We start from the raw sequence: 15,495 nt of genomic DNA on the forward strand, positions 1-15,495 counted from the left end.
ACCGACGAGCCATGACACCCCCCGAGCAGTCCCTGCGCGGCGCCATCGACGCCGCCGCGCTGCGGGTCGCCCAGAGCAAGGCGACGACCCTCGTCGAGGCGCTGCCCTGGCTCGAGCGCTTCCGGGGTGCCCTCGTCGTCGTCAAGTACGGCGGCAACGCGATGGTCGACGACACGCTCAAGGCCGCGTTCGCGCAGGACATCGCCTTCCTCCGGTTCGCCGGCCTGCGCCCCGTCGTCGTCCACGGCGGCGGCCCGCAGATCAAATGGATGCTCGACCGGCTGGGCCTGGCGAGCGAGTTCAAGGGCGGCCTGCGGGTCACCACGCCCGAGGTCATGGAGGTCGTGCGGATGGTGCTCACCGGCCAGGTGGGGCGCGAGCTCGTCGGCCTGCTCAACCAGCACGGCCCCGTCGCCGTCGGCCTCTCCGGTGAGGACGCGGGCCTGTTCGGCGCCCGCCGCCGCGGCGTCGTCGTCGACGGCGAGGAGCACGACATCGGGCTCGTCGGCGACGTCGTCGAGGTCGACCCGGCGGCGGTCCTCGACCTCCTCGACGCCGGCCGCATCCCCGTCGTCTCGACGATCGCGCCCGACCTCGACGTCGAGGGGCAGGTGCTCAACGTCAACGCCGACACCGCCGCCGCGGCCCTCGCCGCCGCGCTCGGCGCCCGGAAGCTCGTCGTCCTCACCGACGTCGAGGGCGTCTACGCCGCGTGGCCCGACCGCTCCTCCCTGCTCTCCGAGCTGCGCCTGTCCGCGGCGCGCCGCCTGCTCACCACCGTCGACGCCGGGATGATCCCCAAGCTCGAGGCCTGCATCCGGGCCGTCGAGGCCGGGGTGCCGCAGGCCCACGTCGTCGACGGCCGCCAGCCGCACAGCCTGCTCCTCGAGGTCTTCACCTCCGAGGGCATCGGCACCATGGTCCTGCCCGACGAGGAGACCCCTGATGAGTGACCCCGGACCCGCCAGCGCCCCCTGGCTCGACCGCTACGAGGGCTCGCTGCTGCGCCTCTTCGGCCGCCCGGCGCTCGTCCTCGAGCACGGCGACGGCTGCTGGGTGTGGGACGTCGACGGCCGCCGCTACCTCGACCTCGTCGGCGGCATCGCGGTGAACGCGCTCGGCCACAACCACCCCGCTCTCGTCTCGGCCGTCTCGAAGCAGGCCGGGCAGCTCGTCCACATCTCCAACTTCTTCACGTCGGTCCCGCAGGTCGAGCTCGCCGAGCGGCTGCTGTCGCTCGCCGACGCACCGGCGGGCAGCGCGGTCTTCTTCTGCAACAGCGGAACCGAGGCCATCGAGGCCGCGGTCAAGCTCGCCCGCCGCACGGGCCGCACGGGCATCGTCGCCGCCGAGGGCGCCTTCCACGGTCGCAGCACGGGGGCGCTGGCCCTCACCCACAAGAAGGCCTACCGCGAGCCGTTCGAGCCGCTGCTCCCCGGCGTCAGCCACGTGCCGTGGGGCGACGTCGACGCCCTGCGCGCCGCGGTCACCGAGGAGACCGGCGCCGTCGTCCTCGAGCCGGTGCAGGGCGAGGGTGGCGTCCTCACCGCCCCGGCCGGGTACCTGCAGGCGGCCCGCGACATCACCCGCGAGGCCGGGGCGCTCCTCGTCCTCGACGAGATCCAGACCGGGGTCGGGCGCACCGGCGCGTGGTTCGCGTTCCAGGAGGCCGGGGTCGTGCCCGACGCCATCACCCTCGCCAAGGGCCTGGGCGGCGGCGTGCCGATCGGTGCGCTCGTCACCTTCGGACCCGACGTCAGCGCGATGCTCACCCAGGGCATGCACGGCTCGACGTTCGGCGGGAACCCGCTCGCCTGCGCCGCCGGGCTGGCCGTCCTCGACACCATCGCGTCCGAGGGGCTGCTCGACCACGCCCGGGAGGCGGGGGAGCACCTCGTGCGCCGCGTCGAGGCGCTCGGCGACGAGCGCGTGGTCGGGACCCGCGGTGCCGGACTGTTGCGCGCGATCGTGCTGGCCGGTGACTGGTCGGGGGCCGTCGTGGCCCACGCCCGCGACGCGGGCTTCATCGTCAATCCGGTGGCCCCCGACGCGATCCGGCTCGCGCCCCCACTCGTCGTCACCACCGCCGAGCTCGACCTGTTCGTCGACGCCCTCCCCGGCCTGCTCGACGCCGCCACCTCCGAGACCCAGGACGCCTGATGACGACCCGCCACTTCCTCGCCGACGACGACCTCACCGCGGCCGAGCAGCGCGAGGTCCTCGACCGCGCCCTGGCCCTGAAGGCCGCGCCGTTCTCCGACCGCTGCCTCGAGGGGCCGCGCACCGTGTCGATCCTGTTCGACAAGCCGACGCTGCGGACCCAGGTCTCCTTCGTCGGCGCCGTCTCCGGCCTCGGCGGGTTCCCGATGGTCGTCGACGGGCGCCTCGCCGGGGTGGGCGTGCGCGAGTCGGTCGCCGACGTCGCGCGCGTCCTCGGACCCCAGTCGGCAGCCGTCGTGTGGCGCACCTTCGAGCAGTCCCACCTCGAGGAGATGGCGCGGTTCGCGGGCGTGCCCGTGGTGAACGCGCTCACCGACCTCTACCACCCGTGCCAGATCCTCGCCGACCTCCTCACCGTGCGGGAAGCCCTGGGCGAGACGGCCGGTCGCACCTTCGCGTACGTCGGCGACGGCGCGAACAACATGGCGCACAGCTACCTCCTCGGGTGCGCGCTCGCCGGGATGCACGTGCGCATCGGCACCCCGCAGAGCCACCTCCCCGATGCCGCGGTCATCGCCCGTGCCGAGGCCATCGCCGCGGAGCAGGGTGGCTCGGTGCTCGTCACCGACGACCCGGTGGCCGCCGTCCACGGCGCCGACGTCGTGGCCACCGACACGTGGGTGTCGATGGGCCAGGAGGGCGAGTCCGACGAACGCAAGGGCGCCGGAGGGCCGTTCGAGAAGTTCCGCGTCGACGCGACCCTCATGGGCCACGCCGGGGCCGGCGCCGTCTTCCTCCACTGCCTTCCCGCGTACCGCGGGTACGAGGTCGACGCCGACGTCATCGCCGGGCCGCGGTCGCTGGTCTGGCAGGAGGCCGAGAACCGGCTCCACGCGCAGAAGGCGCTGCTGTCGTGGCTCGTCGAGCACAGCGAGGGGGAGCAGCGATGACCGTCTCCACGAGCAGGGCGGGGCGCCAGCAGCGGATCGTCGAGATCCTCGCGTCCACGGCCGTGCGCTCCCAGACCGAGCTCCTCGACCTCCTCGCGACCGACGGCATCGAGGTCACCCAGGCGACCCTGTCGCGCGACCTCGTCGACGTCGGCGCGGAGCGGGTCCGGGTCGGCAAGAACCTCGTCTACGCCGTGCCGGGGGAGGGCGGGGACCGCACCGTGCGCCCCGCCGCCGACCCGGAGGAGCACGTGACCCGCCTGCAGTCGCGCTGCCACGAGCTGCTCGTCTCCGCCGACCACTCCGCCAACCTCGTCATCCTGAGGACGCCCCCCGGCGCCGCCAACTTCCTCGCCTCGGCCCTCGACCACGCCTCGATGGAGGGGGTGCTCGGCACCATCGCCGGCGACGACACGATCATGGTCGTCACGCAGGGCGCCGCCCGCAGCCGCGAGGTCGTCGACCGCCTCATGTCGTACACCCGGAAGGACACCCCGTGACCCCGCCCGAGCAGCCCGCCGCGTCCGCCGCCCTGTGGGGCGGGCGCTTCGCCGGCGGACCGGCCGACGCGCTGGCCGCCCTGTCGAAGTCGACCCACTTCGACTGGCGCCTGGCCCTGCACGACGTCGCGGGCTCCCGGGCCCACGCCCGCGTCCTCCACGGCGCCGGACTCCTCGACGACGCGACCCTGGAGGCCATGCTCGACGCCCTCGAGCGGCTGCGCGCCGACGTCGAGTCGGGCGCCTTTCTCCCCGCCGAGTCCGACGAGGACGTCCACACGGCGCTGGAGCGCGGCCTCATCGAGCGTGCCGGTGCCGATGTCGGGGGTCGGCTGCGCGCCGGCCGCTCGCGCAACGACCAGATCGCCACCCTGTTCCGCATGTACCTGCGCGAGCACGCGCGGCTCGTGGCCGGTCTCGTCCTCGACGTCGTCGACGCCCTCGTGGCGCAGTCGACCCGCCACCTCGGCGTCTCGATGCCGGGCCGCACGCACCTCCAGCACGCCCAGCCGGTGCTGCTGTCGCACCACCTGCTCGCGCACGCCTGGGCGCTGCTGCGCGACGTCGACCGGCTGCGCGACTGGGACGCCCGCACGGCCGTCTCCCCGTACGGCGCCGGTGCCCTCGCCGGGTCCTCCCTCGGCCTCGACCCGGAGGCCGTCGCCGCCGACCTCGGTTTCGACACCTCCGTGGAGAACTCGATCGACGGCACCGCGAGCCGCGACTTCGTCGCCGAGTTCGCCTTCGTCGCGGCGATGACGGCGATCGACATCTCCCGCCTCGCCGAGGAGGTCGTCCTCTGGGCGACCAAGGAGTTCTCCTTCGTCACGCTCGACGACGCCTACTCCACGGGGTCGAGCATCATGCCGCAGAAGAAGAACCCCGACGTCGCGGAGCTGGCGCGCGGCAAGGCCGGTCGGCTCGTCGGCGACCTCGCCGGCCTCCTCACCACGCTGAAGTCCCTGCCACTCGCCTACAACCGCGACCTCCAGGAGGACAAGGAGCCGGTCTTCGACGCGGTCGACACCCTCGAGGTCCTCCTCCCCGCCTTCTCCGGCATGGTGGCGACCCTGCAGTTCGACACGGCCCGGCTGGAGTCCCTCGCCCCGCAGGGGTTCTCGCTGGCCACCGACGTCGCCGAGTGGCTCGTGCGCGAGGGCGTGCCGTTCCGGGTCGCGCACGAGGTCGCCGGGGCGTGCGTGCGCGAGTGCGAGGGCCGCGGCATCGAGCTGTGGGACCTCACCGACGAGGACCTCCTCGGGATCAGCGGGCACCTCACGTCCGGCGTCCGGGAGGTGCTCTCGGTCGAGGGGTCGCTGGCGTCGCGCTCGGCGAAGGGTGGCACCGCCCCGGCGCGGGTGGCCGAGCAGCTCGAGCGCGTGGGCGCCGTGGCGGCCGACCACCGCGCCTGGTCCACCGTCCACCCGACCGTCCGCTGACGGGTCCGGGAGGCGGGAGACTGGGGGCGTGAGCCCCACCCTGCCGACCCCCTTCTTCGCCCGCGACGTCCTCGTCGTGGCCCGCGACCTCCTCGGCTGCCGGGTCACCCACGGCGGTGTCACCGTCCGGCTGACCGAGGTGGAGGCGTACGGGGGCGCGACCGACCCGGGGTCGCACGCCTTCCGCGGCCGCTCGCCGCGCACCGAGGTGATGTTCGGGAAGCCCGGCCGCCTCTACGTCTACTTCACCTACGGGATGCACTTCTGCGCCAACGTCGTCACCGGCCACGAGGGCATGGCGTCGGCGGTCCTGCTGCGCGCCGGTGAGGTCGTCGCCGGCCACGACCTCGCTGCCGAGCGGCGCCCCGGGGTCCGTCCGCGCGACCAGGCCCGCGGCCCCGCCCGCCTCGCGACGACCCTGGGTCTCGGCCGCCCGCACAACGGGCTCTCGCTCGTGGGGGCCCGAGCGGCCGGTCGGGTCGAGCGTCCCGAGACCCCGGTGGACCCGGCGACGGTGCGCACCGGCCCCCGCGTGGGGGTCAGCGGTGCCGGCGGCGACGGCGACGCGTTCCCCTGGCGGTTCTGGCTCGACGGCGAGCCGACCGTGAGCGCCTACCGGGCCGCCGTGACGCGGAACCGGCGCCCCGCCTGAGGCGTCGCACCCCCATGACAGTGATGCGCGTCACCCTGGCCGCCGCGTCCGCGCTGGTCGCGGGTGTCGTCCTCGCCGGCTGCGGCTCGGCGACGGGCGGCGCCGGGGGAGGCGGCGGCTCGGCGGCGTCTCCGAGCACCTCGATGTCGGCCCCGCGCCTGGCCGTCCCTCCGGCCGACGGGCCGGTCACCGGCCAGGGCACCGTCATCGAGGTCCCGGAGAAGGGTCCCGAGCTGTGCCTCGGCCCGGTGATGGAGTCCTTCCCGCCCCAGTGCGAGGGCATCCCGCTGGCCGGCTGGACGTGGAAGACCGGCTCGTTCGAGGACGGCAGCTCGGTCGGCAACCCCACGAAGTGGGGCACCTACGCGGTCACGGGCACCTTCGACGGCCTGACCGTGACCGTCACGAGCAGCATCCCGCTCGCCCTCCACGACACCGTGGCCCCGCCGTCACCGCGGCCGATGGCGCCCCCGGACCTCAGCGCCGAGGAGTGGGCCGCCATCGAGACGGGGGTGCGCGTCATCCCCGGCATGCTCACGAGCATGCGCGAGGGCGACCAGGGACCGGTCCTCGTCGAGGTCGTCCACGACGACGGCACCCTGCAGGACTGGGCCGACCAGGCCTTCGGGGTCGGCGCCGTCCGGCTCACCTCGATGCTGCGCTGACCCTCACGTGCTCGGCGATCTCCTCGCGGAGCCGGCCCTTGACGTCCTCCGGGGCGAACGACGCGTCGACCCCGGCGATGGCGAGGTCGGCGACGCCCTGCTCGTCGAGGTCGAGCAGGGCGGCGGCCACCTCGTACTCGCGGTTCAGGGTCGTGCCGAACATCGGCGGGTCGTCGCTGTTGACCGTGACGACGACGCCGGCCTCCACCATCGCGCGGATCGGGTGGTCCTCGATGCGCTCGACGACCCGGGTGGCCACGTTGCTCGTCGGGCACACCTCGAGCGGGATGCGGTGCTCGGCGAGGTGCTCGAGCAGGCGGGGGTCCTGCACCGATGACGTTCCGTGCCCGATCCGCTCCGCGCCGAGCAGGGTGAGGGCGTCCCACACCGACTGCGGCCCGGTGGACTCGCCCGAGTGGGGTACCGAGTGCAGGCCGGCGGCTCGCGCAGCGGTGAAGTGGGGCGCGAACTGGGGCCGCGGCACGCCGATCTCGGGTCCACCGAGGCCGAAGCCGACGAGCGCCTCCGGCCGGTGGTCCAGGGCGTACGACAGCGTCGCGTCGGCGGCCTCGAGCCCGGACTCGCCGGGGATGTCGTAGACCCAGCGCAGGACGACGCCGTGGTCGCGCTCGGCCGCCACCCGGGCGTCCTCGATGGCCTCGGTGTAGGCCTCGATGGCGATGCCCCGCAGCACCGAGGTGTACGGCGTCATCGTCAGCTCGGCGTACCTGACCTGCTGGCCGGCGAGCTCGCGGGCGACCTCGTAGGTCAGCATCCGCACGTCCTCGGGGGTGCGCAGGAGGTCGACCGTGGCGAGGTAGACGTCGACGAAGTGGGCGAAGTCGGTGAAGGTGAAGAAGCGGGCGAGCTCGTCCGGGTCGGTCGGCACGGTGGGGCTGGGGTGCCGCCGCACCAGCTCGGCCACGATCCGCGGCGAGGCCGACCCCACGTGGTGCACGTGCAGCTCGGCCTTGGGCAGGCCGGCGACGAAGGCGGTGAGGTCGGGACGCGGGGAGGGGGAGGTGCTCATGGCGCGCCAGTGTGCCCGAAATCCGGTGGAGGTCGTTCCCCGCACCGGGTAGGCAGGGGCCATGACCTCTCCCGGACTGGGCTGGCCGCGCCGCACCGAGCGGCTCGTCCTGCGACCCCCGACCGACGACGACCTCGACCGGCTGCTCGCCTGGCGCAACCACCCCGACGTCGCCCGCTGGCTGCTGCGCACCGTCGTCGACCCCACCTCCTACCGGGCCGCCTGGCGCGGCAGCTCCGACGACCCGTGGGACCACTCCGTCGTCGCGGTGCTGGGGGAGGAGGTCGTGGCCACCGTGTCGGTCGAGGTGCGCGACGGGATGGGCCAGCAGGTCGAGGGCAACCCGGCGCCCGGGAGCGAGGGGCTGCTCGGCTACCTCGTCGACCCCGCGCACCACGGCCGGGGGTTCGCCACCGAGGCGGTCCGCCCGATGCTCGACCTCGCCTTCCGCGAGCTCGGCCTGCACCGGGTCACGGCCGGGTGCTTCGCCGACAACGTCGGTTCCTGGCGGGTGATGGAGAAGCTCGGCATGCGGCGCGAGCAGCACGGGGTGCGCGACTCGTGGCACGCCGAGCTCGGCTGGGTCGACGGGTACACGTACGCGGTCCTGGCCGACGAGTGGCGCTGAGCCCACTCCGTCCGCCGCGCTCCGTCCGTCCCGCAGGCCGCACCCGTGCGCGCGGGCCGTGCGTGGCAGGCTGTCCCGGGCGCCCGGCATCCGGCCACGGCGCACCGTCCAGGAAGAGGGAACGACCAGTGAGCGACATCCTCGACGAGCTGCAGTGGCGGGGGCTGGTGGCGCAGACCACCGACGAGTCCGCGCTGCGCCAGGCACTCGCCGACGGGCCGATCACGGCGTATTGCGGGTTCGACCCCACCGCCCCGTCGCTCCACTTCGGCAACCTCGTCCAGCTGGTCCTGCTGCGGCACCTCCAGCGAGCCGGGCACCGCGTCATCTGCCTCGTCGGCGGGTCGACCGGGCTCATCGGCGACCCGCGGCCCTCGGCCGAGCGGGTGCTGAAGACCAAGGAGCAGACGGCGCAGTGGGTCGCGACGATCCGGGCCCAGGTGGAGCCGTTCCTCGACTCCGCGGGGGAGAACCCCGCGGTCTTCGTCAACAACCTCGACTGGACGCAGGGGATGTCGGCGCTGGACTTCCTGCGCGACATCGGCAAGCACTTCCGGGTGAACCAGATGGTGAAGAAGGAGGCCATCGCGGCGCGCCTGAACTCCGACGAGGGCATCTCGTACACCGAGTTCAGCTACCAGCTCCTCCAGGGCCTGGACTACCTCGAGCTCTACCGGCAGTTCGGCTGCACGCTGCAGACCGGCGGCAACGACCAGTGGGGCAACCTCACGGCCGGCTCCGACCTCATCCACCGGGTCGAGGGGGCGTCGGTGCACCTGCTGACGACCCCCTTGCTCACCGACAGCTCGGGGGAGAAGTTCGGCAAGAGCGCCGGCAACGCCATCTGGCTCTCGCCCGAGATGACCAGCCCGTACGCCTTCTACCAGTACTGGCTCAACGTCGAGGACGCGTCGGTGGTCGCCCTGCTCAAGGTCTTCACCGACCGCTCGCAGGAGGAGGTCGCCGAGCTCGAGCGGCAGGTGCGCGAGGAGCCCTGGCGCCGCGCGGCCCAGCGCACGCTGGCGGCCGACGTGACGACGCTGGTCCACGGCGCCGACGCGACGGCAGCGGTCCAGGCCGCGAGCGAGGCCCTGTTCGGCAAGGGCGACCTGCGCTCGCTGGACGCCCGGACCCTGCGCGAGGCCACGGCCGAGCTGCCCGGTGGTGAGGTCGCCGTGGGCACCTCGCTCGTCGACGCCCTGGTGGCCGTCGGGCTCGTCGACTCCCGCAACGCCGCGCGCCGCGCGATCGGCGAGGGCGGGGCCTCGGTGAACGGGGAGAAGGTGACCGACGCCCAGCACGTGCTCACGGAGGGCGACCTGCTCCACGGCGAGGTCGTCGTGCTGCGACGCGGGCGCAAGAACCTCGCCGCAGGTCGGGTCGCGACGCCGGCCTGACCGCGGAGGCAGAGTTGGTGACGGGATCCGTTGTGCCACAGCGGATCCGGTTGTCGGATCCGGCTCGGACGGCGACCGATTTGGAACGTCGGCGGTCCGTCCTCTAGTGTTCTCGACGTCAGCCCGAGAGGGAGGAACGGACGCCAAGCGGTTCGGGTGCACACCCGATCACCAAGCAGGCCGGTCCCGCGAGCTGACCACCCCCCTCGAAGCCCTGGTCTTCGGCCCGATCCGCACCGCGGAGCGAGTTTGACCGGAGCGGGAGGGGACAGGTAAGTTGGAGTGGTTGCCCCGGAGCGGAAACGCCCGGGACGACGACCCAGAACGGTAGCCCCCGATCCCACGCCTCGCGGTGTGTGGTCCGGTGCGCGTCCGATCCTTGAGAACTCAACAGCGTGTCAAAAATCGATGCCAAGTTTTACCTCGTCGCATCTTTGGTGTCCTTTGCCCGTTCGGGTGGGGGTGTCAGGGGTGCACGATTTTATCCTTTGGTTGATACGGACAAGCAGTGATTTTTTTGCTGGTTGTTTGTGCTCAGCCGGGGTTTGAACTACACCTAGTGGTGGTTTTATGGATTTTCACCTTCGGGTGGATACCAAACATCAACGGAGAGTTTGATCCTGGCTCAGGACGAACGCTGGCGGCGTGCTTAACACATGCAAGTCGAACGGTGATCTTGAGAGCTTGCTCTTGGGTGATCAGTGGCGAACGGGTGAGTAACACGTGAGTAACCTGCCCCAGACTCTGGAATAACCCCGGGAAACCGGAGCTAATACCGGATATGAAGTAGAGCTGCATGGCTACTACTTGGAAAGTTTTTCGGTCTGGGATGGACTCGCGGCCTATCAGCTTGTTGGTGAGGTAATGGCTCACCAAGGCGACGACGGGTAGCCGGCCTGAGAGGGCGACCGGCCACACTGGGACTGAGACACGGCCCAGACTCCTACGGGAGGCAGCAGTGGGGAATATTGCACAATGGGCGAAAGCCTGATGCAGCGACGCCGCGTGAGGGATGACGGCCTTCGGGTTGTAAACCTCTTTCAGCAGGGAAGAAGCGAAAGTGACGGTACCTGCAGAAGAAGCACCGGCTAACTACGTGCCAGCAGCCGCGGTAATACGTAGGGTGCGAGCGTTGTCCGGAATTATTGGGCGTAAAGAGCTTGTAGGCGGTTTGTCGCGTCTGCCGTGAAAATCCGGGGCTCAACCCCGGACTTGCGGTGGGTACGGGCAGACTAGAGTGTGGTAGGGGAGACTGGAATTCCTGGTGTAGCGGTGAAATGCGCAGATATCAGGAGGAACACCGATGGCGAAGGCAGGTCTCTGGGCCACTACTGACGCTGAGAAGCGAAAGCGTGGGGAGCGAACAGGATTAGATACCCTGGTAGTCCACGCCGTAAACGTTGGGAACTAGGTGTGGGTCTCATTCCACGAGATCTGTGCCGCAGCTAACGCATTAAGTTCCCCGCCTGGGGAGTACGGCCGCAAGGCTAAAACTCAAAGGAATTGACGGGGGCCCGCACAAGCGGCGGAGCATGTGGATTAATTCGATGCAACGCGAAGAACCTTACCAAGGCTTGACATGTACCGGAAACATCCAGAGATGGGTGCCCCGCAAGGTCGGTACACAGGTGGTGCATGGTTGTCGTCAGCTCGTGTCGTGAGATGTTGGGTTAAGTCCCGCAACGAGCGCAACCCTCGTTCCATGTTGCCAGCAGGCCCTTCGGGGTGCTGGGGACTCATGGGAGACTGCCGGGGTCAACTCGGAGGAAGGTGGGGATGACGTCAAATCATCATGCCCCTTATGTCTTGGGCTTCACACATGCTACAATGGCCGGTACAAAGGGCTGCGAAACCGCGAGGTGGAGCGAATCCCAAAAAACCGGTCTCAGTTCGGATTGGGGTCTGCAACTCGACCCCATGAAGTCGGAGTCGCTAGTAATCGCAGATCAGCAACGCTGCGGTGAATACGTTCCCGGGCCTTGTACACACCGCCCGTCAAGTCACGAAAGTCGGTAACACCCGAAGCCGGTGGCCCAACTCGTAAGAGGGGGAGCCGTCGAAGGTGGGACTGGCGATTGGGACTAAGTCGTAACAAGGTAGCCGTACCGGAAGGTGCGGCTGGATCACCTCCTTTCTAAGGAGCACTGGCCGGCCTAGCGCTGGTCCAGGCCCCGGTTTGCCCCCGAGTGTGGGGCACCGGGTGCTCACGGGTGGAACATCGATTAGTTGGCACCGGACCTGGTCCGGCCTGCGAGTACAGCCCTGTATGGGGTGTGGAAAGCGGTCGGGGTGGGGAAGGTGCTTGACACGTTGTTGGGTCCTGAGGGTTCGGGCGCAAGCTCACCCCCAGGCCAGTTGTGCTGGTCAGGACTCCTGCCTCGTGCGAACCGCTCCGCTTCAGCTTTGGTGCTGGCGGGTGTAGGCGCCGAACATGGTGGGAGGCCGCCCGTATGTTGAGAACTACACAGTGGACGCGAGCATCTTAAATCTTTGTGCATCAAGTTTTTAAGGGCACACGGTGGATGCCTTGGCACCAGGAACCGAAGAAGGACGTAGGAATCTGCGATAAGCCTCGGGGAGTCGATAACCAGACTGTGATCCGAGGATTTCCGAATGGGGAAACCCGGCTGGAGGCAAGTCCAGTCACTCCCACCTGAACACATAGGGTGGGTAGAGGGAACGTGGGGAAGTGAAACATCTCAGTACCCACAGGAAGAGAAAGCAACCGCGATTCCGTGAGTAGTGGCGAGCGAAAGCGGATCAGGCTAAACCTTATCTGTGTGATACCTGTCAGGGGTTGCAGATAAGGGGTCGTGGGACTTCTCAGTCAGTGCTGACACGCTGGCATGGAGTCAGAAATGTGCGTCATAGTCGAAGGGCATTGAATGGCCCGGCACAGAGGGTGCGACCCCCGTAGACGAAATGGCGTGCACTCCAGAGAACCATCCCAAGTAGCACGGGGCCCGTGAAATCCCGTGTGAATCTGGCGGGACCACCCGCTAAGCCTAAATATTCCCTGGTGACCGATAGCGGACAAGTACCGTGAGGGAAAGGTGAAAAGTACCCCGGGAGGGGAGTGAAATAGATCCTGAAACCGTGTGCCTACAAACCGTTGGAGCCTCCTTGTGGGGTGACAGCGTGCCTTTTGAAGAATGAGCCTGCGAGTTAGTGCTCAGTGGCGAGGTTAACCCGTGTGGGGAAGCCGTAGCGAAAGCGAGTCCGAACAGGGCGAATGAGTCGCTGGGTCTAGACCCGAAGCGGAGTGATCTACCCATGGCCAGGCTGAAGCGACGGTAAGACGTCGTGGAGGGCCGAACCCACTTAGGTTGAAAACTGAGGGGATGAGCTGTGGGTAGGGGTGAAAGGCCAATCAAACTCCGTGATAGCTGGTTCTCCCCGAAATGCATTTAGGTGCAGCGTCACGTGTTTCTTACCGGAGGTAGAGCTACTGGATAGCTGATGGGCCTCACCAGGTTACTGACGTTAGCCAAACTCCGAATGCCGGTAAGTGAGAGCGTGGCAGTGAGACTGCGGGGGATAAGCTCCGTAGTCGAGAGGGAAACAGCCCAGACCACCATCTAAGGTCCCTAAGCGTGTGCTAAGTGGGAAAGGATGTGGAGTTGCATTGACAACCAGGAGGTTGGCTTAGAAGCAGCCACCCTTTAAAGAGTGCGTAATAGCTCACTGGTCAAGTGATTCCGCGCCGACAATGTAGCGGGGCTCAAGCACACCACCGAAGCTGTGGCATTGACACATTGCCCGGCCACCACACCTGCGGGTTGGTGGTCCAAGCGTGTTGATGGGTAGGGGAGCGTCGTGTGGCCAGGGAAGCGGCGGAGTGATCCAGCCGTGGAGGCCACACGAGTGAGAATGCAGGCATGAGTAGCGAATGACGGGCGAGAAACCCGTCCGCCGAATAACCAAGGGTTCCAGGGTCAAGCTAATCTGCCCTGGGTAAGTCGGGACCTAAGGCGAGGCCGACAGGCGTAGTCGATGGACATCCGGTTGATATTCCGGAACCGGCGAAGAACCGCCCATGACGAACCTAGTGATGCTAAGCGCCCGAAGCCGGCCGCAGTCCACCTTTCGAGGTGGGCATGGCCGTGTGGAGCGCGCGACCCGAGCTGGTAGTAGTCAAGCGATGGAGAGACGCAGGAAGGTAGCCTCCGCGTGGCGATGGTTGTCCACGTCCAAGGGTGTAGGGAGTGACATAGGCAAATCCGTGTCACACATATCCTGAGACCTGATAGTGACCGCGTATGCGGGAAGCAGGGTGATCCTATGCTGCCAAGAAAATCTTCTAGCGAGGTTCGAGCCGCCCGTACCCCAAACCGACTCAGGTGGTTAGGTAGAGAATACCAAGGCGATCGAGTGAATCGTGGTTAAGGAACTCGGCAAAATGCCCCCGTAACTTCGGGAGAAGGGGGGCCCAGACCTTGAAGGACTTCACGTCCTAGGGGAAAGGGCCGCAGAGACCAGGGAGAAGCGACTGTTTACTAAAAACACAGGTCCGTGCGAAGTCGCAAGACGATGTATACGGACTGACGCCTGCCCGGTGCTGGAAGGTTAAGAGGACCGGTTAGACCTTCGGGTCGAAGCTGAGAATTTAAGCCCCAGTAAACGGCGGTGGTAACTATAACCATCCTAAGGTAGCGAAATTCCTTGTCGGGTAAGTTCCGACCTGCACGAATGGCGTAACGACTTCTCCACTGTCTCAACCGCGAACTCGGCGAAATTGCACTACGAGTAAAGATGCTCGTTACGCGCAGCAGGACGGAAAGACCCCGGGACCTTTACTATAGCTTGGTATTGGTGTTCGGTACGGCTTGTGTAGGATAGGTGGGAGACTGTGAAGCCGGCACGCCAGTGTCGGTGGAGTCAACGTTGAAATACCACTCTGGTCGTTCTGGATATCTAACCTCGGTCCGTGATCCGGATCAGGGACAGTGCCTGGTGGGTAGTTTAACTGGGGCGGTTGCCTCCTAAAAGGTAACGGAGGCGCTCAAAGGTTCCCTCAGCCTGGTTGGCAATCAGGTGTCGAGTGTAAGTGCACAAGGGAGCTTGACTGCGAGAGAGACATCTCGAGCAGGGACGAAAGTCGGAACTAGTGACCCGGCGGTGGCTTGTGGAAGCGCCGTCGCTCAACGGATAAAAGGTACCCCGGGGATAACAGGCTGATCTTGCCCAAGAGTCCATATCGACGGCATGGTTTGGCACCTCGATGTCGGCTCGTCGCATCCTGGGGGTGGAGTTGCTCCCAAGGGTTGGGCTGTTCGCCCATTAAAGCGGTACGCGAGCTGGGTTTAGAACGTCGTGAGACAGTTCGGTCCCTATCCGCTGTGCGCGTAGGAAACTTGAGAAGGGCTGACCCTAGTACGAGAGGACCGGGTTGGACGAACCTCTGGTGTGTCAGTTGTCCTGCCAAGGGCACCGCTGATTAGCTACGTTCGGAAGTGATAACCGCTGAAAGCATCTAAGCGGGAAGCACGCTTCAAGATGAGGTTTCCATGCACCGTAAGGTGTGAGAGGCTCCCGGCTAGACTACCGGGTTGATAGGCCAGATGTGGAAGTGCAGCAATGCATGCAGCTGACTGGTACTAATAAGCCGACAACTTGATACACACCAAAGACTTAAAATGCGTGTTCGCGTCCACTGTGCAGTTCCCGAGATACGGTCGGGAACCACCCCCACAACAGGGGTGAACCACCAAAGATATCTCCATAGAGTTTCGGCTGTCATAGCGAAGGGGAAACGCCCGGTCCCATTCCGAACCCGGAAGCTAAGCCCTTCAGCGCCGATGGTACTGCACTGGTGACGGTGTGGGAGAGTAGGACGCAGCCGGACAAACATTCCCAAAAGGGGAGGGCCCACCAGCCCTCCCCTTTTGCATACCCCCGAACAATTCGCGCCGAATTGGCGCAATTGCCGCGAATCGGCTGCAACTGCTGTCGGAGACGCCACCCGCCGGCGGCCGCAGCGGCGCGGTGCCCTGGTCCGTATGCTGACGTTCGGCTGCGTGCAGCCCCCTGGTCGATGAAGGAGAACAGCGTGTCCGAGAACGACGGTCGTCACC

10 protein-coding genes and 3 rRNA genes are annotated in these 15,495 nt (G+C 67.6%); 12 read left to right on the plus strand and 1 reads right to left on the minus strand.

Going from position 1 to position 15,495, the window contains the following annotated elements:
• Positions 1-11: 11 nt before the first annotated feature.
• Genes argB through ACFLFB_RS09115 form a run of 7 tightly spaced genes read left to right on the plus strand, consistent with a single transcriptional unit; the run spans position 12 to position 6,366 of the window.
• Positions 12-953, plus strand: a complete 942-nt coding sequence (gene argB, locus ACFLFB_RS09085) for an acetylglutamate kinase (protein WP_392541855.1) — start codon at positions 12-14, stop codon at positions 951-953.
• Complete coding sequence (locus ACFLFB_RS09090) at positions 946-2,160, plus strand: acetylornithine transaminase (RefSeq protein WP_392541856.1); 1,215 nt, start codon at positions 946-948, stop codon at positions 2,158-2,160. The genes argB and ACFLFB_RS09090 overlap by 8 nt, the downstream gene beginning before the upstream one ends.
• Positions 2,160-3,110, plus strand: a complete 951-nt coding sequence (gene argF / locus ACFLFB_RS09095; RefSeq protein ID WP_392541857.1) for an ornithine carbamoyltransferase — start codon at positions 2,160-2,162, stop codon at positions 3,108-3,110. Before ACFLFB_RS09090 ends, argF begins: the two co-directional genes overlap by 1 nt.
• Positions 3,107-3,610 (plus strand): arginine repressor, encoded by a 504-nt coding sequence (locus ACFLFB_RS09100; RefSeq protein WP_392541858.1) that lies wholly within the window; start codon positions 3,107-3,109, stop codon positions 3,608-3,610. Before argF ends, ACFLFB_RS09100 begins: the two co-directional genes overlap by 4 nt.
• On the plus strand, positions 3,607-5,049 hold the full coding sequence (gene argH, locus ACFLFB_RS09105) for an argininosuccinate lyase (protein ID WP_392541859.1): 1,443 nt from the start codon (positions 3,607-3,609) through the stop codon (positions 5,047-5,049). Before ACFLFB_RS09100 ends, argH begins: the two co-directional genes overlap by 4 nt.
• Positions 5,050-5,077: 28 nt before the next feature.
• Complete coding sequence (locus tag ACFLFB_RS09110; protein WP_392541860.1) at positions 5,078-5,701, plus strand: DNA-3-methyladenine glycosylase; 624 nt, start codon at positions 5,078-5,080, stop codon at positions 5,699-5,701.
• Between the two features lie 14 nt (positions 5,702-5,715).
• The gene (locus tag ACFLFB_RS09115) at positions 5,716-6,366 is read left to right on the plus strand and encodes a hypothetical protein (RefSeq protein WP_392541861.1); all 651 of its coding nucleotides are present in this window, start codon (positions 5,716-5,718) and stop codon (positions 6,364-6,366) included.
• On the opposite strand, the gene ACFLFB_RS09120 is transcribed toward ACFLFB_RS09115, so the two are convergent.
• A complete protein-coding gene (locus ACFLFB_RS09120; RefSeq protein WP_392541862.1) occupies positions 6,347-7,396 on the minus strand; it encodes an adenosine deaminase in 1,050 nt (349 codons plus the stop codon). The two genes, ACFLFB_RS09115 and ACFLFB_RS09120, sit on opposite strands and share 20 nt — an antisense overlap.
• A gap of 61 nt (positions 7,397-7,457) precedes the next feature.
• Here ACFLFB_RS09120 and ACFLFB_RS09125 point away from each other — a divergent pair, with 61 nt between their 5' ends.
• From ACFLFB_RS09125 to rrf, 5 genes are all read left to right on the plus strand, one after another.
• Complete coding sequence (locus ACFLFB_RS09125) at positions 7,458-8,024, plus strand: GNAT family N-acetyltransferase (protein ID WP_392541863.1); 567 nt, start codon at positions 7,458-7,460, stop codon at positions 8,022-8,024.
• 128 nt (positions 8,025-8,152) lie between these two features.
• On the plus strand, positions 8,153-9,421 hold the full coding sequence (tyrS, locus tag ACFLFB_RS09130) for a tyrosine--tRNA ligase (RefSeq protein ID WP_392541864.1): 1,269 nt from the start codon (positions 8,153-8,155) through the stop codon (positions 9,419-9,421).
• Between the two features lie 602 nt (positions 9,422-10,023).
• Positions 10,024-11,555 (plus strand): 16S ribosomal RNA (locus ACFLFB_RS09135).
• A gap of 361 nt (positions 11,556-11,916) precedes the next feature.
• Positions 11,917-15,042 (plus strand): 23S ribosomal RNA (locus ACFLFB_RS09140).
• Between the two features lie 107 nt (positions 15,043-15,149).
• A 5S ribosomal RNA gene (gene rrf, locus ACFLFB_RS09145) occupies positions 15,150-15,266 on the plus strand.
• Together the 16S, 23S and 5S rRNA genes form the textbook arrangement of a ribosomal RNA operon.
• Positions 15,267-15,495: the final 229 nt, after the last annotated feature.

The sequence above is a fragment of the Oryzobacter telluris genome, assembly GCF_043099285.1.
Taxonomy (GTDB): domain Bacteria; phylum Actinomycetota; class Actinomycetes; order Actinomycetales; family Dermatophilaceae; genus Oryzobacter; species Oryzobacter telluris.

Bases quoted from the DNA above. Each gene is read 5' to 3' on its own strand.
- argB (WP_392541855.1), top strand. From the start codon at position 12: ATGACACCCCCCGAGCAGTCCCTGCGCGGCGCCATCGACGCCGCCGCG.
- ACFLFB_RS09090 (WP_392541856.1), top strand. From the start codon at position 946: ATGAGTGACCCCGGACCCGCCAGCGCCCCCTGGCTCGACCGCTACGAG.
- argF (WP_392541857.1), top strand. From the start codon at position 2,160: ATGACGACCCGCCACTTCCTCGCCGACGACGACCTCACCGCGGCCGAG.
- ACFLFB_RS09100 (WP_392541858.1), top strand. From the start codon at position 3,107: ATGACCGTCTCCACGAGCAGGGCGGGGCGCCAGCAGCGGATCGTCGAG.
- ACFLFB_RS09115 (WP_392541861.1), top strand. From the start codon at position 5,716: ATGACAGTGATGCGCGTCACCCTGGCCGCCGCGTCCGCGCTGGTCGCG.
- ACFLFB_RS09120 (WP_392541862.1), bottom strand. From the start codon at position 7,396: ATGAGCACCTCCCCCTCCCCGCGTCCCGACCTCACCGCCTTCGTCGCC.
- ACFLFB_RS09125 (WP_392541863.1), top strand. From the start codon at position 7,458: ATGACCTCTCCCGGACTGGGCTGGCCGCGCCGCACCGAGCGGCTCGTC.